Below are 23,805 nucleotides of genomic sequence, written 5' to 3' on the forward strand. Positions count from 1 at the left end.
GCCGATGAGTTCGCGGCTCGGGTGCCGTCGTATCGGTGAAAGCATCCCCACCTACTCCAGGAGCCGTCATGACCTACACCTTCAAGCCCGGCGACCCGTGCTGGGTCGAGCTGTTCACCTCCGACCCCGACCGCGCCATCGCCTTCTACGGCGAGCTGCTGGGCTGGACCGCCGAGCGCGGCGGCCCGGAGTACGGCGGGTACATCACCTTCCGCAAGGACGGCAATGCCGTCGCGGGCGGCATGCACAACGACGGCACTAGTGGCGGGCCCGATCAGTGGACGATCTACCTGGCCAGCGACGCCGCCGAGGCCACCGCCGCCAAGGCCACCGCCGTCGGCGGCCGGGTGGTCGTGCCCGCGATGCAGGTCGGCGAGATGGGCCACATGGCCATCCTGGCCGACCCCAGCGGGGCGGGCATCGGGGTGTGGCAGGCGGGCGTGCACAGCGGGCTGGGTGCGTTCGGCACCGTCAGCGACGGCGCCTGGAGCGACCACGTCGGCTACCCGTCCTGGTTCGAACTGCACACTCCCGCCTACCAGGACGCGCTCCGGTTCTACCGCGAGGTGTTCGACTGGGATCCGTTCACCGTCGCCGACACCCCCGAATTCCGTTACACCACCATCCATGCCACCACCCCGATGCTCGGCGGCGTCATCGACGGCTCCGCGTTCCTCCCCGCGGGCAGCCCGGGAGGCTGGTTCCCGTACTTCGGCGTGGAGGACGTCGACGCCGCCGTGAAAACCGTGGTGGCGCTGGGCGGTTCGGTCGAACAGGAGCCGGAGAACACCCCTTACGGCCGCCTCGCCGCGGTGACCGATCCCGGCGGCGTCCGATTCAGGCTGGGCGGCAACAACTCCTGAGCCGAGCCGGACTCAGGTCAACGCCGCTTCGGCGGCGGGCAGGGCGGCCGCGCGGTCGGCGGGGACCAGTCCGAGACGGGTGCGCCGGTCCAGGAGGTCGGCCGTGTCGAGGGCGCCCTCGTGCGTTGTGGCATAGGCGAATTCGGCGCGCAGGACATCCAGCCCGGGGGCGACCGGTTCGGCGAGGGCCGGATCGCGGCGGGCCACGTCCAGGACATCGGTGGCCTCGCTGCCGTACCGCTCGATGAGCGACGGGGGCGCCGCGATGCGATCGCGTGCCGCGCCGAAGACCGCGCCCACCAGCGGGATTCGCGTGGTGCGGCACGGTGCGGCGGCGAGGCGGGCGTGCGCGACGGCGGCGTCGACCGCGTCCTCGGCCATCGTGCGGTAGGTGGTGAGCTTCCCGCCGACGATGGTGATCGGGCCGCCGGGGGAGTGCAGCACCGCGTGCTCGCGGGAGATGTCGGCGGTGCTGTCCTGGGCGGTGCGCAGCAGCGGGCGCAGCCCGGCGAAGCTGCCGCGGATATCGCTGCGGTGCAATGGTTCCCGCAGCACCGTGTTCGCCGTGTCGAGCAGGAAGTCGATCTCGGAGTCCGTCGGCCGCGGTTCGTCGGGGACCGGGCCCGGCGCGTCCTCGTCGGTCAGGCCCAGATAGACGCGGCCGTGCGCGGCCGGGAAGGCGAAGACGAAGCGGCTGGTGCTGCCCGGAATCGGGACGGTCAGCGAGGCGTCGAGGCCGCCGAACGCCGCCGCGTCGAACACCAGGTGGGTGCCGCGGCTGGGGCGCAGCTCGATGCTCGGATCCACCTCGTCGGCCCAGACCCCGGCGGCATTGATCGCCGAACGCGCTCGCACCGTGAGGGTTTCACCGGTCAGGGTGTCGCGCAGGACCGCCGACTCGCCGGTGACCTGTCGCGCCTCGACCCGGGTGAGGATGCTCGCGCCGTAGGACGCGGCGGTGCGGGCGATCGTCACCACCAGGCGCGCGTCGTCCACCAGCTGCCCGTCCCAGGCGAGCAGGCCGCCGCGTAAACCGTTGCGGCGCACGGTCGGCGCCAACCGTAGCGCCTCCGCGGCGGCGATCCGGCGTGACCGGGGCAGCACCGATGCCGGGGTTCCCGCGCTGCGGCGCAACACATCCCCGGCCGCGAAGCCCGCCCGCACCAGCGCCCGCTGCGCCCGCCCCACGCCCGGCAGCAGCGGCACCACCTGCGGGATGGGCCGCGTCAGATGCGGTGCGGTCCGGGTCAGCAGCACATGCCGCTCCACCGCGCTCTCGTGCGCGATCCCGACCCCACCACTCGCCAGATACCGCAGCCCCCCGTGCACGAGTTTCGAACTCCACCGGCTGGTCCCGAACGCCAGATCATGCCGCTCCACCAGCACCGTCCGCAGCCCCCGCGCCGCCGCGTCCAACGCGACCCCGACCCCGGTCACCCCACCCCCGACGACGAGCACATCGACGACGCCCTCGTCCCCCAGGGCTCGCAATTCCCGTTCCCGCCGCGCCGCATTCAGCGCCGAATCACCGAATCCGTCTCCCGCGCTACGCATTACACAACTCCTGTCTCGCGCGACTGCTCCGCATCCGTTCGGCTCCTGCCTGCGTGCCGGAATCCGCCCGCCGAGCGGGTTTTTCGCGTCGGTGCGTCTGTGCGGTGCTGTCGCGAGTTCCCTGCGATGCCGACTCGATTTGCCCCGGCGGACCTCCCAGCGCCGCAGATACTCATGCCAACCGCTCCGCGCCGTCGGGGAGCAGGTACCCGTCGATCGCGCGTGTGAGCTCGGCGTCGAGGTGGGGTGCGTCGAGGAGGTGGGCGACGGTGGTGGCGGACTGGACCGCGGATTGGGCGATGAGCAGCAGCATGGTGGCCAGTTGTTCGGGGGTGCCGGGGCGGATGGAGCCGTCGCGCTGGCCCTCCCGGATGAGGGTGGTGAACAGCGCGACGAGTTCGCGCTGATTGCGGCCCAGGCGTCCGAACACGTAGGTGAGCATGAGGTCGGTGTCGGTGCGGAAGATCTTGGCGAACAACGGATTCGCGCGGACCGTGGCCGCCCCGTCCACGATGCCGTGCACCAGCCGGGCGCGGGCGCTGCCGCTGGTGGGAACGGTCCGGCGCACGATGTCGCGCAGCTCGCGCACCAGCAGGTCGGCCAGTAGCGAGCCGGTATCGGCCCAGCGCCGGTACACGGTGGGGCGGCTCACCCCGGCGCGGCGCGCCACCTCGGTGAGCGTCGTGCGGCGCACGCCGAACTCCTCCACGCAGGCGCGCGCGGCGTCCAGGATTGCCACGTCCGTCGCCGACGGCTCGCTAGCGGCCTCGTCGGCACCGGGAGCGTCGATCGTGTGCATCGCGGGTCACCACCGGATTCTGGGCGCGAATGCGCCCGCCTCATCGTTACTGCTTGACATTATATGTCAGACTGTAACGCATGGTCGACACGAGACAGCACCCGAGCATGGTGTGGGATGCCTGGGGTGTTCCGTCCGGACACGCGCCGCTCCCGGAGCGGATCCGCACGCTGCTGGTGCAGGTGTTCGGCGTATCCGGCGAGCCGGTGGTCCGGCGCGCCGAGAACGCCGTGCCGCTGCGCCCCTCGGCGCTGTCGCCCGCACACCTCGCGGCGCTCACCGCGGTGGTCGGCGCTGAGCACGTCTCGACCGAGCATCGCGACCGCCTGCTGCACGCGGGCGGCAAGAGCACCCCGGATCTGCTGCGCCGCCGCGCCGAGGGCCCGCAGGACGCGCCCGATGCCGTCGTCCTTCCCGCCGATCACGAACAGGTGCGGGCGGTGCTGGCCGCGTGCGCCGACCACGGCATCGCGGTGGTCCCGTTCGGCGGCGGCACCAGCGTGGTCGGCGGTCTCGATCCGGCCCGCGGCCGCTTCGACGCCGTCGTCGCGCTGGACCTGCGTCGCCTGGACACCGTCGCCGACATCGATGCGGTGAGCGGCACCGCCACCCTGGGCGCGGGACTCACCGGTCCGCAGGCCGAGAAACTGCTTGCCGCGCACGGACTTTCGCTCGGGCACTTTCCGCAGAGCTTCGAGTTCGCCAGCATCGGCGGCTTTGCCGCGACCCGCTCGTCGGGCCAGGCGTCGGCCGGGTACGGCCGCTTCGACGATATGATCCAGCGGCTCCGGATCGCCACTCCCGGCGGCACTCTCGACCTCGGCCGCGCCCCCGCCTCGGCCGCCGGACCCGACCTGCGCGAGCTGTTCGCCGGATCGGAGGGCACCCTGGGCGTCATCACCGAGGTGACGCTGCGCGTGCACCCGATCCCGGAAACCGTTGCCTACCAAGCCTGGTCGTTCCCGGACTTCGCCACCGGCGCCGCCGCCCTGCGCACCGTGGTGCAGGCCGGGGCCGCCCCCACCGTGCTGCGGCTGTCCGACGAGGCCGAGACCGGCCTGAACCTGGCCCGCTCCGGCGATATCGGCGGCGCCGCGGTGTCCGGCTGCCTGGCCGTCACCACCGTCGAGGGCGCCGCCGCGCACGTCGCGGCCCGCGGCGCCGAGGCCGCCGCGCTGCTGGCGGCGGCGGGCGGAACGGCGCTGGGCGAGAAACCGGCACGGGAGTGGGAGCACGGCCGGTTCGCCGCCCCGTACCTGCGCGACGCCCTGCTCGACGTCGGAATCCTCTGCGAGACATTGGAAACCGCCACCACGTGGGCCAATCTGGCGAACCTGAAGGCGAAGGTGACTGCGGCCCTGACGGATTCGCTGACCGCCCAGGGCACACCGGCGCTGGTGATGGGCCATATCTCGCACACCTATCCCACCGGCGCCTCGCTGTACTTCACCGTCGTCGCCAAGCAGCTCGACGATCCGATCACCCAGTGGCAGCGCGCGAAACGGGCCGCCGGGGACGCGATCGTCGCGGCCGGTGGCACCATCACCCACCACCACGCCGTCGGGGCCGATCACCGCGCCTGGATGACCGACGAGATCGGCGATCTGGGCGTGCGGGTGCTGCGCGCGGTGAAGCAGGCCGTCGACCCCGTCGGCATTCTCAATCCCGGAAAGCTGATTCCGTGACCGATTCGACCGCGCCGCAACCGATTCGGTCGGTTCTGCTGGTGACCAATCCGCTGTCCGGGCACGGCCGGGGCCTGACCGCCGCGGCTGCGGCCGCCGCCCGCTTCGCCGATCGTGGCGTGCGGGTGACCGAGGTGCGCGGCGGCACCGCCGAGGAATCGGTGCGCCGGGTGCGGGAGGCGCTGGCCGCGGCCGACGCCCCCGACGCGGTGGTATGCGCGGGCGGGGACGGCCTGGTCTGCATCACGCTGGGCGCGCTCGCCGGGAGCGCGGTGCCGCTCGGTCTGGTCCCGGGCGGCACCGGCAACGATCTGGCCCGCGAACTCGGTGTGCCCGAACACGATCCGATCGCCGCGGCCGACGTCGTATTGGACGGCAGAGTACGACGGGTCGACCTCGGCACCGTGGATCCCGGCCAAAAGCACGCCGGGATCAGGGGGGAGGACGCCGGGGTCAGGGGGGAGGACGCCGGGGTCAGGGGGGAGGACGCCGGGGTCAGGGGGGAGGGTGCCGGGGTCAGAGGGGAGGACGCCGGGGTCAGGGGGGAGGACGCCAGGAGCATAGGGGAGGACGCCGGGATTATAGGGGAGGACGCCGGGAGCAGAGGGGAGGCGGGGGCGGCCGGGTTCGGTGGATCTGCACCGGTGCAACCGATTCGGTTCGCGACGGTCGTCGGGACCGGGTTCGATGCGCGGGTTACCCTGCGCGCCAATCGGATGCGCTATCCCCGGGGCCCGATGCGCTACACCCTCGCCGCGCTGGCCGAGATGGCGAGCGGGCTGGCCGTGCCGTATCGGATCGAATTGTCCGGTGTGCCGGGGCAATCGGACGGTGCGGTGGTCGAGATCGAGGCGGTGATGGTCGCGGTCGGCAATACCCGCAGCTATGGCGGCGGCATGTTGATCTGCCCGGACGCGGTGCTCGACGACGGGCTGCTCGATGTGACCGTCGTCGGGGCGATGTCGCGGGTGGAGATGATTCGCCTGCTCCCGGCGCTCGCCGCGGGCAAACGCGTCGACCATCCCGCCCTGTCCCAATATCGCGCGTCCACCATCGTCGCGACCGCCCCGGGCGCACCCGCCACCGCCGACGGTGAGCCCGCGGGGGTATTGCCCGCGACCTTCCGCGCCCTTCCCGGGGCCCTGCCGGTCTTCGTGCCCTGACCAGTGATTCCGGCGTGTTTTTGGCCGGAATCCCGCGAGATCCCGGCCAAAAGCACGCCGGGATCAGGGGGAGAGGAGTTGCGCCGGGATCAGGGGAAGGAGTTGCGCCGGGATCAGAGGTGGGAGTTGCGCCGGGATCACCAGTTCTGGACGACCACCAGTTCCGGTCCCGGAGCCAGGACCAGGTCGACCTTGCCGCCCGGGCGGGTGCCTGCCTCGGCGACGATGTCGCGCAGGGAGGCGTAGACCCGGTCGCCGGTCTTGGGGAGCTGGGAGTCGGGTCGGATGCTCACGGTGACGTTGTCGCCGGGCAGGTAGCGGTCGATCAGGGCCGGGGCCGGGCTGTTGGCGAAGGCCTGGGTCTCGCCGTGGTCGAGTTCGAGCCCGGCGGCTCCGGCCTGCGGGAAGGTGACGGGGGTGACCGCACCGGCGCTGCCCGCGCCCAGCGCGAGGGTCGCGGCGGCCGCACCGGTGACAGCGGTGGCGAAGACGAGGGTTCGTGCACGCATGAGAACTCACTTTCGGCCGATTTGCTGTGTGATAGCTAGTAGGCCGGACAGTCATTCGGCACGGCAAGGTAAAGTGACCCGTATCACATTCGATCAATCCGGTGACGCAGGTCATGGAGCGTGTAATCCCCTGCCGGGCAGAGGCTTTGCGTATCAGGAGCGAATTGGCCTGTCTCGCAATCCATTTCAGTGCCCGGACGGCCGCGCCCGCAGATGAATACGCTCGCCCTGCCCGCCGAAGATACTGAGGATCTCCACCGGCCCGCTCCCCGTGCTCCCGAACCAATGCGGTTGCCGGGTATCGAATTCCGCCGCCTCGCCCGGCCCGAGCTCTAGATCGTGCTCACCGAGCACCAGCCGCAACCGCCCCGACAGCACGTACAGCCACTCGTGCCCGTCGTGCACCCGCACCTCCGGCCAGGACTGGTCCGCCGGGATGACCATCTTGTACGCGTGCAGCGGACTCGGTCGCCGGGTCAGCGGCAGCACCGTCCGCCCGCCCACCCGCCGCGCGGGCGCCTGCACCCGCGGGTCCGCGGTGCGGGGCATGGCCACCAGTTCGTCCAGCGTCACCCCGTGCGCGTGCGCGATCGGCATCAGCAACTCCAGGCTGGGCCGGCGCTGCCCCGACTCCAGCCGCGACAGCGTGCTCTTGGAGATGCCGGTCGTCGCCGCGAGCGCGGTCAGCGTCATGCCCCGCCGGGTTCGCAGCTGCCGCAGCCGCGGTCCCACATCGGCCAGGGCGGTGGTGAGGGTCGGATCGCTGGTCACGGCACCGATACTCCCGCAATTCCCGGAATCGGCAAACATCGTTGCCGCTTTCGCCACGGCTGCGGCACTGTCGCCGTCATGACGGAAACAACCTATGACGTGGTGATCGTGGGCGGCGGCGCGGCCGGGCTGTCGGCGGCGCTGGTGCTCGGACGCTCCCGGCGCTGGGTGGCGGTCGTCGACGCGGGCGAACCGCGCAACGCGCCGGCCGCGCACATGCACGGCTTCCTGAGCCGGGACGGAATGCCCCCGGCGGATCTGCTCGCGACCGGCCGCCGCGAGGTCGCCGGATACGGCGTGGAACTGATCGACGATCGGGTGGAATCGGCCGAATATGCCGGTTGCGGACTGGATTTCACGCTCCGGCTGGCCTCCGGCGGCCTGCTGCGGGCGCGCCGGATCGTGGTCGCCACCGGCCTGCACGACCGGCTGCCCGAACTCCCGGGACTGCGCGAACGCTGGGGCCGCGACGTGCTGCACTGCCCCTACTGCCACGGGTACGAGGTCTCCGACCAGCGCCTCGGCCTGCTCGGCGGCACCGAGCCCGGCGCGCTCGCCCGCGCCGAACACCTGGCCCTGCTGCTGCCGCTGTGGTCCGACGATGTCACCTTCTTCACCCACGGCATGGAACTGACCGACGCGCAGCGCCGCCGCCTCGACGCCCGCGGGGTGCACATCATGGACGGCAAGGTGACCAGGGTGGTCTCGACCGAGGACCGGCTGCGCGGGGTGGAACTGGCCGACGGGCGCGCGGTGCCGTGCTCGACGCTGTTCGTCGCGCCGACCTTCGTCCCCGACAACACCGTGCTACGCGCCCTCGGCTGCGAGATCGGTGCGGACGGCTGGGTCGTCACCGATCCGGCCGGGCGCACCTCCGTGCCCGGCGTGTGGGCCACCGGCAACGTCGCGGACGCGCGCATGCAGGTCATCACCGCGGCCGGGGCGGGCTCGGCGACGGCCATCGCGGTCAATACCGATCTGGTAGAACAGGACGCGGAGCTCGCCTGAACCCGGCCCGCCGGACCGGAATCCTGAGCCCCGGCTGAGGGGAAACGTGCACCAAGACAAGGGATTCGGGCGAAACCTGAGAATTGCATATGGATTCGTCGACACCGCCCGGATCGGCGGTAATCTGAATGGCGAGAGCGGGGTTTTCGGTGTCCCTCATCCGCCGAAAGCCCCGCTCTTCGGGTGTCGACCCCCAGTCCTTAGAATCGCACGGTGACCAGCACAGCCTCAGAGAACTCGCGTAATCGTGCCGATGCCCTCCCCAAAAGCTGGAACCCCGGCGAGGTAGAGGCCGACCTGTACGAACGCTGGGTAGCCGCTGGTTACTTCACCGCCGATGCGAGCAGCGACAAGCCGCCCTACTCCATCGTGCTCCCGCCGCCGAACGTCACCGGCAACCTGCACATGGGTCACGCCTTCGACCACACCCTCATGGACCTGCTCACCCGCCGCAAGCGCATGCAGGGCTACGAGGTGCTGTGGCTGCCCGGCATGGACCACGCGGGCATCGCCACCCAGAGCATCGTCGAGAAGCAACTGGCCGTCGACGGCAAGACCAAGGAGGACTTCGGCCGCGAGCTGTTCGTGGAGAAGGTCTGGGACTGGAAGCGCGAGTCCGGTGGCGCTATTCAGGGCCAGATGCGCCGCCTCGGCGACGGCGTCGACTGGAGCCGCGACCGATTCACCATGGACGAGGGCCTGTCTCGCGCCGTGCAGACCATCTTCAAGCGCCTCTACGACGCGGGCCTGATCTATCGCGCCGAGCGCCTGGTGAACTGGTCGCCGTCGCTCGAGACCGCCATCTCCGACGTCGAGGTGAAGTACGAGGACGTGGAGGGCGAGCTCGTCTCGTTGCGCTACGGGTCGCTGAACAATGATGAGCCGCACGTGATCGTCGCCACCACCCGGGTGGAGACCATGCTCGGCGACACCGCGGTCGCGGTGCATCCGGACGACGAGCGGTACCGCGACCTCATCGGCACCACCGTGTACCACCCCATCACCGGTCGGCAGCTCCCGATCGTCGCCGACGACTACGTCGATCCCGAATTCGGTTCCGGCGCAGTGAAGATCACCCCCGCGCACGATCCGAACGACTTCGAGATCGGCGTGCGGCACAACCTGCCCATGCCGACGATCATGGACAAGACCGGCAAGATCGCCGACACCGGAACCGAATTCGACGGCATGGACCGGTTCGAGGCGCGCGTCAAGATCCGCGAACGCCTCGCCGCGGAGGGCCGCATCGTCGCCGAGAAGCGCCCGTACGTCCACAGTGTCGGCCACTCCGAGCGCTCCGGCGAGCCCATCGAACCCCGCCTGTCCATGCAGTGGTGGGTGAAGGTGGACTCGCTGGCCCGCGCCGCCGGTGACGCCGTGCGCAACGGGGACGTGAAGATCTACCCCGCATCCCAGGAGCCGCGCTGGTTCGACTGGGTCGACAACATGCACGACTGGTGCATCTCGCGCCAGCTGTGGTGGGGTCACCGCATCCCGATCTGGTACGGCCCCGAGGGCGAGATCGTGTGTGTCGGCCCGGACGAGCGGGCCCCCGAGGGGTGGGTGCAGGACCCGGACGTGCTCGACACCTGGTTCTCCTCCGGGCTGTGGCCGTTCTCCACCATGGGCTGGCCCGACGCCACCGCGGAGCTCGAGAAGTTCTATCCCACAAGCGTTCTCGTGACGGGCTACGACATCCTGTTCTTCTGGGTGGCCCGCATGATGATGTTCGGCATGTTCGTGTCGGAGGATCCGGCCATCGGGGCGGGTAAGGATCCGAGCCGCACGCAGGTGCCGTTCGACGACGTGTTCCTGCACGGCCTCATCCGCGACGAATTCGGCCGCAAGTACTCCAAGTCCAAGGGCATCGGCGTCGACCCGCTGCTGTGGATCGACGAATACGGCGCGGACGCAACACGATTCACCCTCGCGCGCGGCGCGCAGCCCGGCAGTGATCTGTCGGTGGGCACCCCGCACGTGACGGCCTCGCGCAGCTTCGTCACGAAACTGTTCAACGCCAGCAAGTTCGCGTTGATGAACGGGGCCGTGCCGGGCGAGCTACGGGCCCGCGATACCCTCACCGATGCCGACCGCTGGATTCTCGATCGGCTGGAAGAGGTTCGCGCCGAAGTGGATTCGGCGTTCGACCGGTACGAGTTCGGTAAGGCGTGCGAGGCGCTGTACCACTTCGCGTGGGACGAACTGTGTGACTGGTACCTGGAACTGGCCAAGGTGCAGTTCGCCGAGTCCGAGCAGCGGGCCGCGAGCACCCGCGTCGTGCTCGGCACCGTGCTGGATTCCGTGCTGCGCCTGCTGCATCCGGTCATCCCGTTCGTCACCGAGACGCTGTGGCAGGCCCTCACCGAGGGCGCGGCGGGCGAGTCCCTCGTCGTCGCCGACTGGCCGCGGCCGTCCGGTGTCGCCGCCGATCCGCGTGCGGCCCAGCGTATTTCGGACCTCCAGCGGCTGGTTACCGAGATTCGCCGGTTCCGCAGCGACCAGGGCCTGACCGACAAGCAGAAGGTGAGCGCCCGCCTCGTCGGCATCGACGCCGCCGACCTGACCGGCCAGCTCGCCGAGATCACCACCCTGGCGCGGCTCACCGAGCCCGGCGACGGCTTCGCGGCCACCGCCTCGGTCGAGGTGCGGCTGTCCGACGCCACGGTCACCGTCGAACTCGACACCTCCGGCACCGTCGACCTCGACGCCGAGCGCCGCCGCCTGGAGAAGGATCTCGCGGCCGCGCAGAAGGAACTGTCCGGCACCACCGCCAAACTCGGCAACGAGGCGTTCCTGGCCAAGGCGCCCGACGAGGTGGTGGCCAAGATCCGCGGCCGCCGGGAGGTCGCCGAATCCGAGGTCGCCCGCATCGGCGCCCGGCTCGAGGAGATCGCGCGTCTGGCGGCGGCCCGATGACCGAGGAACACGAATTCGCCCACGGCGGGTCCGAGCGCCTGCAGCACGGCCCGTCGCCGGTGGAGCTCGCCGAAATGGCGCTGGTCGAGGCCGAACTCGACCAGCGCCGGCCCGAGCGCACGGCCGAGCCGACGCTGACCCGCATCGCGACCCTGATGGACGTGCTCGGCTCGCCGCAGCGGAACTACCCGGCCATCCACGTCGCCGGTACCAACGGCAAGACCTCGGTCTCCCGCATGATCGACGCGCTGCTGAGCGCCCTGCACCGGCGCACCGGCCGCATCACCAGCCCGCACCTGCAACTGGCCACCGAGCGCATCGCGATCGACAACACGCCCGTCACCCCGGCCCGCTACGTCGAGATCTTCCGCGAGCTACAGCCCTACATCGAGATGATCGATGAGCGCTCGCAGGCCGCGGGCGGGCAGCGGCTGAGCAAGTTCGAGGTGCTCACCGCCATGGCGTACGCGGCGTTCGCGGAGGCCCCGGTGGACGTCGCGGTCGTGGAGACCGGCATGGGCGGCACCTGGGACGCCACCAACGTCATCGACGGCCAGGTCGCGGTGATCACGCCGATCGGCCTGGACCACACCGACTACCTCGGCCCCGACCTCGGCTCCATCGCGGGGGAGAAGGCCGGGATCATCAAGCGTGCCCCCGAGGATCCGCTGGTCCCGCGCGACACCGTCGCCATCATCGCCGAGCAGCAGCCCGAGGCGATGGAGGTGCTGCTGCGCCGGGCCGTCGAGGTGGACGCCGCCGTGGCCCGCGAGGGCTCGGAGTTCCGGCTGCTGTCGCGGCGGATCGCCGTCGGCGGCCAGGTGCTCGAGATCCAGGGCCTGGGCGGGGTGTACGACGAGATCTTCCTGCCGCTGCACGGCGAGCACCAGGCCCGCAACGCGACGCTGGCGCTGGCCGCGGTCGAGGCGTTCTTCGGCGCGGGCGCCCACAAGCAGCTCGATATCGACGCCGTCCGAGCGGGATTCGCCGCCGCCGTCAGCCCCGGCCGGATGGAGCGCATGCGCAGCGCGCCGACCATCTTCATCGACGCGGCCCACAATCCGGACGGCGCGAAGGCGCTGGCGGCCACGCTCACCGACGAGTTCGACTTCCGCCGGTTGGTCGGCGTGGTCGCGGTGCTCGCCGACAAGGACGCGGCGGGCATCCTGGAGGCGCTGGAACCGGTCTTCGACGAGATCGTGGTGACGAGCAATGGCTCGCCGCGCGCCCTGCCCGCCGAGGAACTCGCCGACCTCGCCGTGCAGCGCTTCGGCGACGAGCGCGTCGTCACCGCCACCACCATGACCGATGCCGTGGAGACGGCCATCGCGATCGCGGAGGAGGCCGGGGACGCGGGCGAGCCCGTCTCGGGCGCCGGGATCGTCGTGACCGGGTCGGTGGTCACCGCAGGCGCGGCCCGTTCGCTGTTCGGAAAGGAACCCGCATGAGTGAGCAGTCGGGGCCGGTCCCGCCGCCCGCCACCGACCCCTGGAAGGGCTTGCGCGGCGTGATGGCAGGCGCGCTGGTGCTGGAGGCCATCACCGTGCTGCTGGCGCTGCCGGTGGTCGGCGCGGTGGGCGGGGGGCTGAGCTGGTGGTCGGTCGCCTACCTGGTCGGTCTGGCGGTGCTGATGATCCTCGGGGCGGGGTTGCAGCGGCGGTCGTGGGCGCTGCCGTTCAATCTGGCGCTGCAGGTGCTGGTGCTGCTCGGGGTGTTCGTGCACGTCTCGATCGGCGTCATCGGGGTGGTGTTCGCCGCGGTGTGGGCGTTCATCCTGGTGCTGCGCTCCGACGTGAAGCGGCGGATGGAGCACGGATTGCTGCCCAGCCAGCGCACGTCGCGGCCCTCCTGAGCGGCCCGCGGCCCGCTTCGGTTCGGATTCCCGCGCCACCGCCGGTTACTCTGTGCGCGTGACTGAGCAGACGTTGGTACTCATCAAGCCGGACGGCGTGGCCCGCGGCCTGGTTGGTGAGGTGATCACCCGCATCGAGCGCAAGGGCCTCAAGATCGCCGCGCTGGAGCTGAAGCAGGTGTCGCCGGAACTGGCCGGCGCCCACTACGCCGAGCATGCCGAGAAGCCGTTCTACGGCTCGCTCATCGACTTCATCACCTCCGGCCCGGTCGTCGCGGCCGTGCTCGAGGGTCCGCGCGCCATCGCCGCCTTCCGCCAGATCGCCGGCGGCACCGACCCGGTCGAGAAGGCCGTCCCGGGCAGCATCCGCGGCGACTTCGCCCTCGAGACCCAGTACAACCTGGTCCACGGCTCCGACTCCCCCGAATCCGCCAAGCGCGAGATCGCGCTCTGGTTCCCCGCTTTCGCGCAGTAGTTCCGCTCGGTCCAGCACCTCCGTGCGCCGATGGCGAATACCCGGCGCACGGTGTGGGATACTGGCAGTGGATGTGATCGACGCTCACCGTTTGCGGAAGGTGTCGCGCGCACCCGAATGACACCGCGGTTCGACGCCGCTCATCGCTGCCCCGGACGGTTACCAAGACTCGGCTGTCCGGCGGCACGCTGGATGAGTGCTCGAATCAGGTGTTGAAGCCAACAGCCAGGCGCCGCGTGACCAGTTAGCCCGCTCGACGAACGACAAGGTGATAACCGGGCACGCGGGGCGAGACCATATGACCTTGCGTCCCAGGACGTGAGGCGAACGGACAGTGCCCCCGCGTCGGCCGCGTCACTCTCGGTACGAGTGGGACGCGCCCGGGGGCCCGAGGAGATTTCGTGGCCGATCAAGAGCCGCTGGAAACGTCGAAAAATAATGGTGAACGCGCTTCACACGAGGCGGTAGGGGCAGGGGAGGCGGCGCAGTTGCCGGAACGTATCCGGGTCCACGCGCTGGCGAAGCTGCTGGGAACCACCAGCAAACGTATTCTGGCCCACCTGACCGAACTGGGCGCCGAGGCCCGCAGCCCGCAGTCCAGCCTGGACCGCACGGTGGCGGAGTCGGTACGGGACGCCTTCGTCCCCGCCGAGCCGGAACAACCCACCGATCCGGCGCCGCCGGAACCCGCCGCCGAGGCAGCGGGCCCGGAGCCGAGCGCGCAGAGTCCCGAGCCCGCCGCCGAGGAACCGGCGCCCGCCGAGACCGTGGCGCCCGCCGAGGTCCCGGCGCCGACCGAACCCGAACCGCAGCGACAGTCGTTGTTCACCAGCCCGTTTCAGCCGCAGCAGGCGCAGGTCGACGAGCCGGTGGCGTTCGAGGCGGCCGCCACGGTGGCCGCGCCGCTGTTCCTGCCGCCGGATGCCGCCGCCGCCGAGGAGATGCGGCGCAAGCGTCGCGCCGAACGGCAGGCCAAGGCCGAGGCCAGAACCCAGGACCGGACCGAGGACAAGCCCGCCGAGCCCGCCGACGCCGACCGGGCCAAAACCGAGCGCGGCAAGGACGACCGCTCGAAGGACGAGCGCGCCAAGTCCGATCGAGCCAAGGACGAGCGCGCCGAGGACGAGGACACCACCGACGACTCCGCCGAATGGGACGACGAGCAGTCCCACGACGACGGCGAGGACGGCGGCCGGTCGCGTCGCCGCCGCCGGGGCCGTCGCGGCCGCGGCCGGGGCCGCGGCGAGCAGCACCAGGACGGCGACGAGGCGACCGACGCCGACGACGCGGAGGACACCGACGAGGACGCCGACGCCGAGACCACCGACGAATCGACCGACGAGTCCGCCGCGGTGCCGGAGGGCTCCAGCCGTCGCCGTCGCCGCCGTCGCCGCCGCAAGGGCGGTGACGAACCCGAGTCCGAGCCGTCGGACGACGACCCGCCGAACACCGTCGTGCACGAGCGCGAGCCGCGCAGCAAGCGCCGCGCCGCCGTCGACGAGGTCCAGGGCATCAGCGGCTCGACGCGACTCGAGGCCAAGCGCCAGCGCCGCCGCGACGGCCGCGAGGCCGGTCGCCGCCGCCCGCCGATCCTGACCGAGTCGGAGTTCCTGGCCCGCCGCGAGTCGGTGGACCGGGTGATGGTCGTGCGCGAGAAGGCGTTCCCCGACCACCCGAGCGCCACCACCCAGGTCGCGGTGCTCGAGGACAACATCCTGGTCGAGCACTTCGTGACCAGCACCGGCCAGGCGTCCATGGTCGGCAACGTGTATCTCGGCAAGGTGCAGAACGTGCTGCCCAGCATGGAGGCGGCCTTCGTCGACATCGGCCGCGGCCGCAACGGCGTGCTGTACGCGGGCGAGGTGAATTGGGAGGCCGCCGGACTCGGCGGCCGGGAGCGCAAGATCGAGCAGGCGCTCCGGCCCGGAGACACCGTGCTGGTCCAGGTCAGCAAGGATCCGGTCGGGCACAAGGGCGCCCGGCTCACCACCCAGATCAGCCTCGCCGGTCGCTTCCTGGTGTACGTGCCGGGCGGCAGCTCCACCGGCATCAGCCGCAAGCTGCCCGACACCGAGCGCAAGCGCCTGAAGGAGATCCTGCGCGACATCGTGCCGCAGGACGCGGGCGTCATCATCCGCACCGCATCCGAGGGCGTCAGCGAGACCGAGCTGGCCCGCGACGTGGAGCGGTTGCAGTCCACCTGGAAGACCATCGAGGGGCAGTCCCGCAACGGTTCCAGCGCGCCCAAGACCCTCTACGAGGAGCCGGACCTGCTGGTCAAGGTCATCCGCGACCTGTTCAACGAGGACTTCTCCAAGCTGGTCATCGAGGGCGACCGGGCCTGGACCACGGTCGAGAACTACATCCGCACCGTCGCCCCGGACCTGCTGGCCCGCGTCGAGCGGTACGACAGCGGTACCGGTGTCGACGTCTTCGGCAGCTACCGCATCGACGAGCAGTTGGCCAAGGCGCTGGATCGCAAGGTGTGGTTGCCCTCGGGCGGCACCCTGGTCATCGACCGCACCGAGGCCATGACCGTGATCGACGTCAACACCGGCAAGTTCACCGGCGCCGGCGGCAGCAACCTCGAGGAGACGGTCACCCGCAACAACCTGGAGGCGGCCGAGGAGATCGTGCGCCAGATGCGGCTGCGCGACATCGGCGGCATGATCGTCGTCGACTTCATCGACATGGTGCTCGAGTCCAACCGCGACCTGGTGCTGCGTCGGCTCACCGAATCGCTGGGCCGCGACCGCACCCGGCACCAGGTGTCGGAGGTGACCTCGCTGGGCCTGGTGCAGATGACCCGGAAGAAGCTGGGCACCGGCCTGGTCGAGGCGTTCTCCACCACCTGCGAGCACTGCCACGGCCGCGGCATCCTCGTGCACAACTACCCGGTGGAGACGGCCCCGGCCGAGGAGGGCGTGGGCCGCCGCGAGGGTCGGCGTCGCCGCAAGGACAAGACGGCCTCGCCCGCCGAGCCCGTCGCCGCCAACGGCGCCGCGCCGGTCGAATCGCACGAGGAGGATGCGGCCGTCAAGCGGGCGCACCCGGTGGCGCTGGCCATGGCCGCCCACCACACCGACGAGGACATCGACGTGGTCGAGGCGGTCGCCGACGCGGTCGAGGCCCAGGTCGCCGACGAACTCGAGTCCGAATCCGCACCCGTGCCCCCGACCCGCGAGGAGCGCCCGTCGCGCCGCCGGGAGCGGGGATCCCGCCGTGCCGTCCGCGCCGCCGGATCCGAGACCGCCGCCCCCACCTCCAAGCCCGAGGCCGCGAACGCCACGGCCGAGGTCTCGGCGAGTTCCGGTGCCGCCGTGCCGGATACGGCCGCGGCGTCGACCGATACGGCCGCCGCGTCGACGGGTAAGGCTGCGGCATCGGCGGATACGGCTGCCGCGTCGACGGGTTCGGCTGTGGCGTCGGCGGATACGGCTGCCGCGTCGACGGGTTCGGCTGTGGCGTCGACAGATACGGCTGCCGCGTTGACGGATACGGCTGGCCCGTCGGCGGATACGCCTGCCGCGTCGGCGGGTTCCGGTGCATCGGCGGATTCCACTGCTGCCGTGTCGGATACGGCTGTGACGTCGGCGAGCTCCCGTGCTGCCGGGGCTGGGACGACCGGTGCTCCGTCCGATACCGCTGGGGCTGTGACGGATTCGACCTCCGAGGCGGCCGAGCGCACCGAGACCCCGGCGAAGGCCGCGGCCCCGGCTCCCCAGGGAGACGAGGCGGCGGAGGCCGCGCCGCGGACGCGTCGTCGGGTGGCCCGTACCGCCGCCGCTCCCGCCGCGGACAGCAAGGGCGCGGTGTTCGTCCTGTCCAGCTCGGACCGTGACCGGACCCCGGCCGTCGACTTCACCGCCGACGCCGCCCCGGTCGCCGTCCCCCGCACCCGGCAGCGCCGCCGGGCCGCGGGCCGCGCCGCGGGCGCCCCCGAGCAGAACGACTGAGTTCTTCCTCACAGCGAAGTGCGCCGTCGGCCCAGCTGGCGGCGCACTTCGCCGCTCGGGGTGCCGCGCCGGGCCCGGGGCGACCGACGGGTTCACCCCGGTTTTGTTGCGACCGTGGGCGTCCTGTACTCTTGGACGGTCGCTGCCCGGTGACAGCAATGCGCTGTGGGACCCGTGGCCCGGTTCGAACGAGAGCCACCAGGCGCCGAGGCGGCGGTGATTACCAGACCAATGGGCGGCGGTCTCCGGTGCGCAACCGGCAGGCAGGCCGTGTGAACACAGTGCCGATGCACTAGTAGAAGAAAGTAGGGTAGCCGACCGATGGCAACGTACGCGATCGTCAAGACCGGCGGAAAGCAGTACAAGGTCGCGGTCGGTGACCTGGTGAAGGTCGAGAAGCTCGAGGGTGAGCCGGGCACCGCGGTGTCGCTGGAGCCGGTGCTGGTCGTCGACGGCGCCACGCTGACCACCGATAAGGACGCGCTGGCGAAGGTTTCGGTGTCCGCCGAGGTGGTCGATCAGACCAAGGGCCCGAAGATCCGCATCCACAAGTTCAAGAACAAGACCGGCTACCACAAGCGTCAGGGCCACCGTCAGAAGCTGACGGTCCTGAAGGTCACCGGCATCAAGTAAGCGGCTAGGGGGCTCCCGCCCCTAGGGCAGCACAGCCCCCAGCACGAGGAGTATCCAGCTATGGCACATAAGAAGGGTGCATCCAGCTCGCGCAACGGTCGCGACTCGAATGCCCAGCGGCTCGGCGTGAAGCGCTTCGGCGGTCAGGTCGTCAAGGCCGGCGAGATCCTGGTCCGCCAGCGTGGCACTCACTTCCACCCCGGCGTGAACGTCGGCCGCGGTGGCGACGACACGCTGTTCGCCCTGGCGGCGGGCGCGGTCGAGTTCGGCACCAAGCGTGGCCGCAAGACCGTCAACATCGTGGTTCCGGAGCCGGTGCAGGCCTGAGCCGCACCGGAGCCTCTTCCACAACACTTCGAAGCGGGTCAGGGTGACAGACACCCTGGCCCGTTTTCCTGTCTTCGGCAGCAGGCCGATCGTCGAGAAGGAGGATGATCAAGAGCATGTCCAAGTTCATCGATCGCGTCGTGCTGCACGTCCGCGCCGGTAAGGGCGGTCACGGGTGTGCCTCGGTGCATCGGGAGAAGTTCAAGCCGCTGGGCGGCCCCGACGGCGGCAACGGCGGCAACGGCGGGGATGTGATCCTCGAGGTCGACCCGAACGTGCACACCCTGCTGGACTTCCACTTCCACCCGCACGCCAAGGGCGGCAACGGCAAGCCCGGCGAGGGCGGCAACCGCGACGGCAAGCAGGGCACCGAGCTGCTGCTGAAGGTGCCCGACGGCACCGTGGTCATGAACGCCGACGGCGAGGTCCTGGCCGACATGGTCGGCGTCGGCACCCGCTACATCGCCGCGCGCGGCGGCCGCGGCGGCCTGGGCAATGCGGCGCTGGTCTCGCGGGCGCGCAAGGCGCCCGGCTTCGCGCTGCTCGGCGAGGAGGGCGAGGAGCGCGATCTCGTCCTGGAACTGAAGTCCGTCGCCGATGTGGGCCTGGTCGGCTTCCCGTCGGCCGGGAAGTCGTCGCTGGTGTCGGTGCTGTCGGCCGCCAAGCCGAAGATCGCCGACTACCCGTTCACCACCCTGGTGCCGAATCTGGGCGTGGTGTCCAGCGGCGACACCACCTTCACCATCGCCGACGTGCCCGGCCTGATTCCCGGCGCCAGCGAGGGCCGCGGCCTGGGCCTGGACTTCCTGCGGCACCTGGAGCGCTGCGCGGTGCTCGCGCACGTGGTCGACTGCGCCACCCTGGAACCCGGGCGCGACCCGGTGTCCGATGTCGACGCGCTCGAGGCCGAACTGGCCGCCTACCGGCCCGCGCTGAAGGCCGATGCCGGGCTCGGCGATCTGGCCGACCGTCCGCGCGTGGTGATCCTCAACAAGGTCGACATCCCCGACGCCGAGGAACTCGCCGAGATGGTGACCGCCGAGTTCACCGCTCGCGGCTGGCCGGTCTTCAAGATCTCGGCGGTATCGCGGGAAGGCTTGCGGCCGTTGACCTTCGCGCTCGCCGACCAGGTGCGCCGGTACCGCGAGGCGCATCCGAAGGCGGCGCCCAAGCGGCCGGTGATCCGGCCGGTCGTGGCGGGCGAGAGCGGCTTCAGCGTGGTGCGCGATCCCGAGGTCGAGGGCGGTTTCATCGTCCGCGGCGAGCGGCCCGAGCGGTGGGTGCGCCAGACCCAGTTCGACAACGACGAGGCCGTGGGCTACCTGGCCGACCGCCTGGCCCGCCTCGGCGTCGAGGACGAGCTGGTGCGCCTGGGCGCCGAGCCCGGCGCGTCGGTGACCATCGGCGACGTCTGCTTCGACTGGGAGCCACAGGTTTCCGCCGGAATCGATATGGTGATGACGGGTCGCGGTACCGATCCGCGGATCGATCAGAGCGAGCGCATCTCCGCTGCCGAGCGCAAGCATGCCTCCCGCGTGCGGCGTGGTCTGGTCACGGAGGACGAAGACCAGGAGTGAGGTATGACGCGGGTTGATGCGGGGCGGCAGCTGAGCGAGGCGCGGGCGGCGATCGCCTCGGCGCGCAGCGTCGTGGTGAAGATCGGCTCCTCGGCGCTGACCAGCCTCGAGGGCGGGCTCGACACCGGGCGGCTGGACCGGCTCGCCGACGCCGTGGAGGCGCGGATGCGGGCCGGTTCGGATGTGGTGGTGGTGTCCTCGGGCGCCATCGCGGCCGGGATCGCTCCGCTCCGATTGTCTTCCCGCCCCAGGGATCTGGCGACCAAGCAGGCGGCGGCGAGCGTCGGGCAGCTGGCGCTCGCGCACGCCTGGGGCACCTCGTTCGCCCGCTACGACCGCGTGGTCGGCCAGGTGCTGCTCAGCGCCGGTGACTTCTCCCGGCGCGAACAGCATCGCAATGCGCAGCGCACCCTGGACCGGCTGCGGGCACTGCACGCGGTGGCCGTGGTCAACGAGAACGACACCATCGCCACCGAGGAGATCCGCTTCGGCGACAACGACCGGCTCGCCGCGCTGGTGGCGCATCTGGTCGGCGCGGACGCGCTGGTGCTGCTGTCGGATGTGGACGGGCTCTACGACGGCGATCCGCGCAAGGGGTCGGCGACGTTCATTCCCGAGGTGCGCGGCAGCGCCGACCTGGACGGCGTGATCGCCGGCAGCGGCGGCGCGCTCGGCACCGGCGGGATGGCGTCGAAGCTGTCGGCCGCGCGGCTGGCCGCCGACGCGGGTGTGCCCGTCCTGCTGGCCGCCGCCTCCGATGCCGCCGCCGCGCTGTCGGGCGCCGCCGTCGGTACCGCCTTCGCCGCCCGCCCGGTTCGCCTGTCCGCCCGCAGGTTCTGGGTCCGCCACGCCGCCGACAGTCGCGGCGCGGTTTTGCTCGACGACGGCGCGGTGCAGGCCGTCGCGGACCGCCGCCGCTCCCTGCTGGCGGCCGGTATCACCGGCGTGCGCGGCCGCTTCTTCGGCGGCGACGTCGTGGACCTGATCGCCCACGACGGCCGCATCGTCGCCCGCGGCGTCGTCGAATACGACAGCACCGAACTGGAATCCATGCTCGGCCGCTCGACATCCGAACTCCCCGAAGGCATGCACCGGCCCGTCGTCCACGCCGACGACCTGGTCAAGGTGTAACCCTCGAAAGTCGTTGGGCCGCCTACTGACCCGGCATGACGCCCGGTTGGTCCGGGACGGTCGACTCCGGAATGGGGCCGGTGACGCCCGGCTGGCCGTCCTGATCGGTGAGCGGCGGGCCCTGCTGGGGGGCCTGCGGTGGGGGTGGCGCCGGGTGATGCGTGGGCGGCGGAGGCGGTGGGGGAGTGTGGGTTTGGGGGACCGGCGGCTGCGGCGGGGCCGTCGACGGTGGTGGGGGTGCGGCCGGAGGCGTTGAGGGGGCGGGAGATTCGGGTGCCTGCGGCGGCGGGGTCGGCGCGGGCTGCTGGGACGGTGTGGGGACGGACTGCTGCGGTGGTACGGGTTGCTGGGTGGTCGGTGGTACGGGTTGCTGCGTCGACGGCGGCGCGGGGTGCTGCGTCGACGGCGGCGCGGGGTGCTGCGTCGACGGCGGCGCGGGGTGCTGCGTCGACGGTGCAGGGCTGGGGGAAGGGGTTGCGGGCGTGGTGTTTTCGGGACCTGGGGTCGGTGGAGGTGCGGGCGTGGTGTTTTCGGGCGTCGGGGCCGCCGGAGGTGCGGGTGTGGCGGGGGCCGGGGGAGTCTGCTGCCGCGGCGGAACCGACTGTGGCTGCGGCGGAACCGACTGTGGCTGCGGAGGAACCGACTGTGGCTGCGGGGGAACCGACCGCGGCGCGGGTGGATTCGAGCGCAGCGGCGCGGGGGCGCTCGGCAGGCCGGGCACGGCGGGAGGCTCCGGCAGGGCCGGAATGCCGCTGCCCGCAGCGGAATACGCCGGTTTGTAGATCATGTTCATGGCCAGCACCGCCTCCTGCCGCAGTGCCTCCTGCGCCTGCTGCGCGCCGATGACGTGGGCGGCCTCGAGCAGGCGGGCGACGGTGCCCACGGGTCCGGAGTCGCCGGACGGCACGACCGCGACCTTCACGGCCTCGGCCGCCGCCGCCAAGGCGCCGAGGCGAGCGCCGACTTCGCCCAGCACCGCGGCCAATTCGTCCACCGACTCGGCGAAACTGCGTGTGCACGCCGACGCGGCGTCGGCGGCGACGCCGGTCCACCGCACCGAATCCATCACCCGGCCCGCGGTGTCGCGGGTGATCGGCATCGAGGTGGCCAGCGTGCCCGCCGCCTCCAGCCACACCAGTGACGTTTGCAGAATCTCCCCGGCGTCGATCCGCTGCGTGCCCGCGTAGATCTGCTCGTGCGGCATGGATTCGAAATGCTCTATGGCACTGATGTATTCGGGATCGGTACGGTGCGGTGGCTGCGGTCCGTACCGGAATTCGGTAGTCATCGAGGCAGCCTCGACGATATCGCGCGCAGTGCGGCGGCATGCGCGGCGTCGGCCTCCTCGTACAGTCCAGCGCTGGTCAGAAATGCCTCCTTCATCCGGTAGGAGGCGGCGATGTACTGGTCCAGCAATGCCGCGGCATCGCGCGCCTTACGCCCGAATCCGGCCTGAAGCTGCTCCGCGGAGAAGAAGCCGCCGAAACCGTGTAACTGCGAGACCGATTCGAGGCGCTGTTGCAGATAGCGCAACCGGTCGGCCTGCTGCTCGTAGATATCCGCGCAGCGACGAGCCGCCGCCGGATCGAACGTGACAGTGCCACTCTGCGCCGCCTGCAGGAACCGGGCTATATCGGCCTGGCTGGTCTCGATCGTCATGAGCACCCCTGAGATCGGTCGGTCGTGACTCAGCCTAACCGGATCGCCCCCGCGCGGTCAGCGCAGTGGTCCGGTCCGATCGCCGCCCCCGATCACCGCGGAATGCGTTTCTGCAGGTGAGCGGCGATTTGCGGGCCGGAGGCCGGTACTACGTGCACCTCCTCCCCGGCGCGGATCAGATAGCGGCCGTCCCCGGCCACATCGATCCACGTGTAATAGACCGGCGCGGGGGGATTTCGGCGATCCAGGGCCGACTCGATGCGGATGTGCCCCTCCGCGGTATGCGGTTTGAGCAGCAGCCGCCGGATGCGCGGTGCGAGCGGCTGGGTGACCATGACGGTCTCCTCGTCGCGCACGGCATCGGCGGGCGCGGTCCGCGCGGGCTCCTTCCCGGGCGGCGTGTCCGGCAGCAGCGCGGCGATGCGGGCGCCCAGCTTGGTGGTGTGCCCGATCGAGATGTGTACCCGCCCACCGAAGTCCGCGGTGCCGCCGGGTTCCTGGACGGCGAGCACGGCATGGTCGTAGACGACGGCGCCCACCGCGCGAATCTCGCTGCCGGGCGCGTGCTTACCGCCGACCGCGATCACCCGCGTATGCGGCCGCGCCAGAATCCGCAGGCATGCCGACAGATCCGGATCGGCCCCCAGCGGCAACCGCACTTCCAGGGTCTTGCGTAATGTCGCCGCCTGATCTTCCGTACGCGGACTCTCCAGAATCCGAATCGGGAACGGATGACGATCCGTGTCGGTTTCTCGCCAGATATGCGCGAACTCGTCCGGTGCGAAAGTCCAGCCCACGCCGAGTAACACCCTTCGTTTTATATGCAAGAGTCTGCACGTAGCGTAGCCGTGTCGAGGTCACGCGGCCAGGTGAGCGTCATGCGTTCAGGTGAGCCCGAATTGATGCGAGGGTGAGCCACTGTCGTTA

Annotated in this window: 20 protein-coding genes; 13 read left to right on the forward strand and 7 right to left on the reverse strand. The window is 71.1% G+C overall.

Going from position 1 to position 23,805, the window contains the following annotated elements; translation table 11 throughout:
• Positions 1-68 precede the first annotated feature (68 nt).
• Positions 69-863, forward strand: a complete 795-nt coding sequence (locus HPY32_RS04940) for a VOC family protein (RefSeq protein WP_067583906.1) — start codon at positions 69-71, stop codon at positions 861-863.
• A 12-nt stretch (positions 864-875) separates the two neighbouring features.
• On the opposite strand, the gene HPY32_RS04945 is transcribed toward HPY32_RS04940, so the two are convergent.
• Positions 876-2,417 carry a glycerol-3-phosphate dehydrogenase/oxidase gene (locus tag HPY32_RS04945; protein WP_067583909.1) on the reverse strand — a complete coding sequence of 514 codons (1,542 nt, stop codon included), beginning with the start codon at positions 2,415-2,417 and terminating at the stop codon, positions 876-878.
• 172 nt (positions 2,418-2,589) lie between these two features.
• Positions 2,590-3,216, reverse strand: coding sequence for a TetR/AcrR family transcriptional regulator (locus HPY32_RS04950; protein WP_067583913.1), 627 nt, complete (start codon positions 3,214-3,216; stop codon positions 2,590-2,592).
• Between the two features lie 107 nt (positions 3,217-3,323).
• On the opposite strand from HPY32_RS04950, the gene HPY32_RS04955 reads away from it, so the two are divergent.
• The gene (locus tag HPY32_RS04955; protein ID WP_171982805.1) at positions 3,324-4,901 is read left to right on the forward strand and encodes an FAD-binding oxidoreductase; all 1,578 of its coding nucleotides are present in this window, start codon (positions 3,324-3,326) and stop codon (positions 4,899-4,901) included.
• On the forward strand, positions 4,898-6,064 hold the full coding sequence (locus tag HPY32_RS44390; protein ID WP_309247501.1) for a diacylglycerol kinase family protein: 1,167 nt from the start codon (positions 4,898-4,900) through the stop codon (positions 6,062-6,064). The genes HPY32_RS04955 and HPY32_RS44390 overlap by 4 nt, the downstream gene beginning before the upstream one ends.
• A 137-nt stretch (positions 6,065-6,201) precedes the next feature.
• On the opposite strand, the gene HPY32_RS04970 is transcribed toward HPY32_RS44390, so the two are convergent.
• A complete protein-coding gene (locus HPY32_RS04970; RefSeq protein ID WP_067593356.1) occupies positions 6,202-6,573 on the reverse strand; it encodes a hypothetical protein in 372 nt (123 codons plus the stop codon).
• A 186-nt stretch (positions 6,574-6,759) separates the two neighbouring features.
• Positions 6,760-7,344 (reverse strand): helix-turn-helix domain-containing protein, encoded by a 585-nt coding sequence (locus tag HPY32_RS04975; protein ID WP_269456525.1) that lies wholly within the window; start codon positions 7,342-7,344, stop codon positions 6,760-6,762.
• Positions 7,345-7,422: 78 nt separating this feature from the next.
• Between HPY32_RS04975 and HPY32_RS04980 the strand changes: the two genes are divergently transcribed.
• The 10 genes from HPY32_RS04980 (at position 7,423) to proB (ending at position 21,219) form a co-directional block, all read left to right on the forward strand.
• Complete coding sequence (locus tag HPY32_RS04980; protein ID WP_067593353.1) at positions 7,423-8,352, forward strand: NAD(P)/FAD-dependent oxidoreductase; 930 nt, start codon at positions 7,423-7,425, stop codon at positions 8,350-8,352.
• A gap of 213 nt (positions 8,353-8,565) precedes the next feature.
• The gene (locus tag HPY32_RS04985; RefSeq protein WP_067593350.1) at positions 8,566-11,268 is read left to right on the forward strand and encodes a valine--tRNA ligase; all 2,703 of its coding nucleotides are present in this window, start codon (positions 8,566-8,568) and stop codon (positions 11,266-11,268) included.
• Positions 11,265-12,716: a bifunctional tetrahydrofolate synthase/dihydrofolate synthase gene (folC, locus tag HPY32_RS04990; protein ID WP_067593347.1), complete on the forward strand. Its 1,452-nt coding sequence runs from the start codon at positions 11,265-11,267 to the stop codon at positions 12,714-12,716. Before HPY32_RS04985 ends, folC begins: the two co-directional genes overlap by 4 nt.
• Positions 12,713-13,120: a DUF4233 domain-containing protein gene (locus tag HPY32_RS04995; protein ID WP_067593344.1), complete on the forward strand. Its 408-nt coding sequence runs from the start codon at positions 12,713-12,715 to the stop codon at positions 13,118-13,120. The genes folC and HPY32_RS04995 overlap by 4 nt, the downstream gene beginning before the upstream one ends.
• Positions 13,121-13,178: 58 nt before the next feature.
• The gene (ndk, locus tag HPY32_RS05000) at positions 13,179-13,595 is read left to right on the forward strand and encodes a nucleoside-diphosphate kinase (protein ID WP_067596185.1); all 417 of its coding nucleotides are present in this window, start codon (positions 13,179-13,181) and stop codon (positions 13,593-13,595) included.
• A 401-nt stretch (positions 13,596-13,996) separates the two neighbouring features.
• Positions 13,997-17,551 carry a translation initiation factor IF-2 N-terminal domain-containing protein gene (locus HPY32_RS05005; protein ID WP_067593341.1) on the forward strand — a complete coding sequence of 1,185 codons (3,555 nt, stop codon included), beginning with the start codon at positions 13,997-13,999 and terminating at the stop codon, positions 17,549-17,551.
• 321 nt (positions 17,552-17,872) lie between these two features.
• The gene (rplU, locus tag HPY32_RS05010; protein WP_067593338.1) at positions 17,873-18,184 is read left to right on the forward strand and encodes a 50S ribosomal protein L21; all 312 of its coding nucleotides are present in this window, start codon (positions 17,873-17,875) and stop codon (positions 18,182-18,184) included.
• Between the two features lie 60 nt (positions 18,185-18,244).
• Positions 18,245-18,511: a 50S ribosomal protein L27 gene (gene rpmA / locus HPY32_RS05015; RefSeq protein WP_067593335.1), complete on the forward strand. Its 267-nt coding sequence runs from the start codon at positions 18,245-18,247 to the stop codon at positions 18,509-18,511.
• A gap of 116 nt (positions 18,512-18,627) precedes the next feature.
• Positions 18,628-20,088 (forward strand): GTPase ObgE, encoded by a 1,461-nt coding sequence (gene obgE, locus HPY32_RS05020; protein WP_067596184.1) that lies wholly within the window; start codon positions 18,628-18,630, stop codon positions 20,086-20,088.
• A 3-nt stretch (positions 20,089-20,091) separates the two neighbouring features.
• Positions 20,092-21,219, forward strand: a complete 1,128-nt coding sequence (gene proB, locus HPY32_RS05025; RefSeq protein WP_156674682.1) for a glutamate 5-kinase — start codon at positions 20,092-20,094, stop codon at positions 21,217-21,219.
• Positions 21,220-21,241: 22 nt separating this feature from the next.
• Here proB and HPY32_RS05030 read toward each other — a convergent pair whose 3' ends face one another.
• The 3 genes from HPY32_RS05030 to HPY32_RS05040 all read right to left on the reverse strand — a co-directional run bounded on the left by HPY32_RS05030 (position 21,242) and on the right by HPY32_RS05040 (position 23,675).
• Entirely contained in the window at positions 21,242-22,507 is a 1,266-nt protein-coding gene (locus HPY32_RS05030) for a hypothetical protein (RefSeq protein WP_171982719.1), read from the reverse strand.
• Complete coding sequence (locus tag HPY32_RS05035; RefSeq protein WP_067593326.1) at positions 22,504-22,878, reverse strand: hypothetical protein; 375 nt, start codon at positions 22,876-22,878, stop codon at positions 22,504-22,506. Before HPY32_RS05035 ends, HPY32_RS05030 begins: the two co-directional genes overlap by 4 nt.
• A 92-nt stretch (positions 22,879-22,970) precedes the next feature.
• Positions 22,971-23,675: an ESX secretion-associated protein EspG gene (locus HPY32_RS05040; protein ID WP_067593323.1), complete on the reverse strand. Its 705-nt coding sequence runs from the start codon at positions 23,673-23,675 to the stop codon at positions 22,971-22,973.
• Positions 23,676-23,805 lie beyond the last annotated feature (130 nt).

This window comes from Nocardia terpenica, assembly GCF_013186535.1.
Classification (GTDB): domain Bacteria; phylum Actinomycetota; class Actinomycetes; order Mycobacteriales; family Mycobacteriaceae; genus Nocardia; species Nocardia terpenica.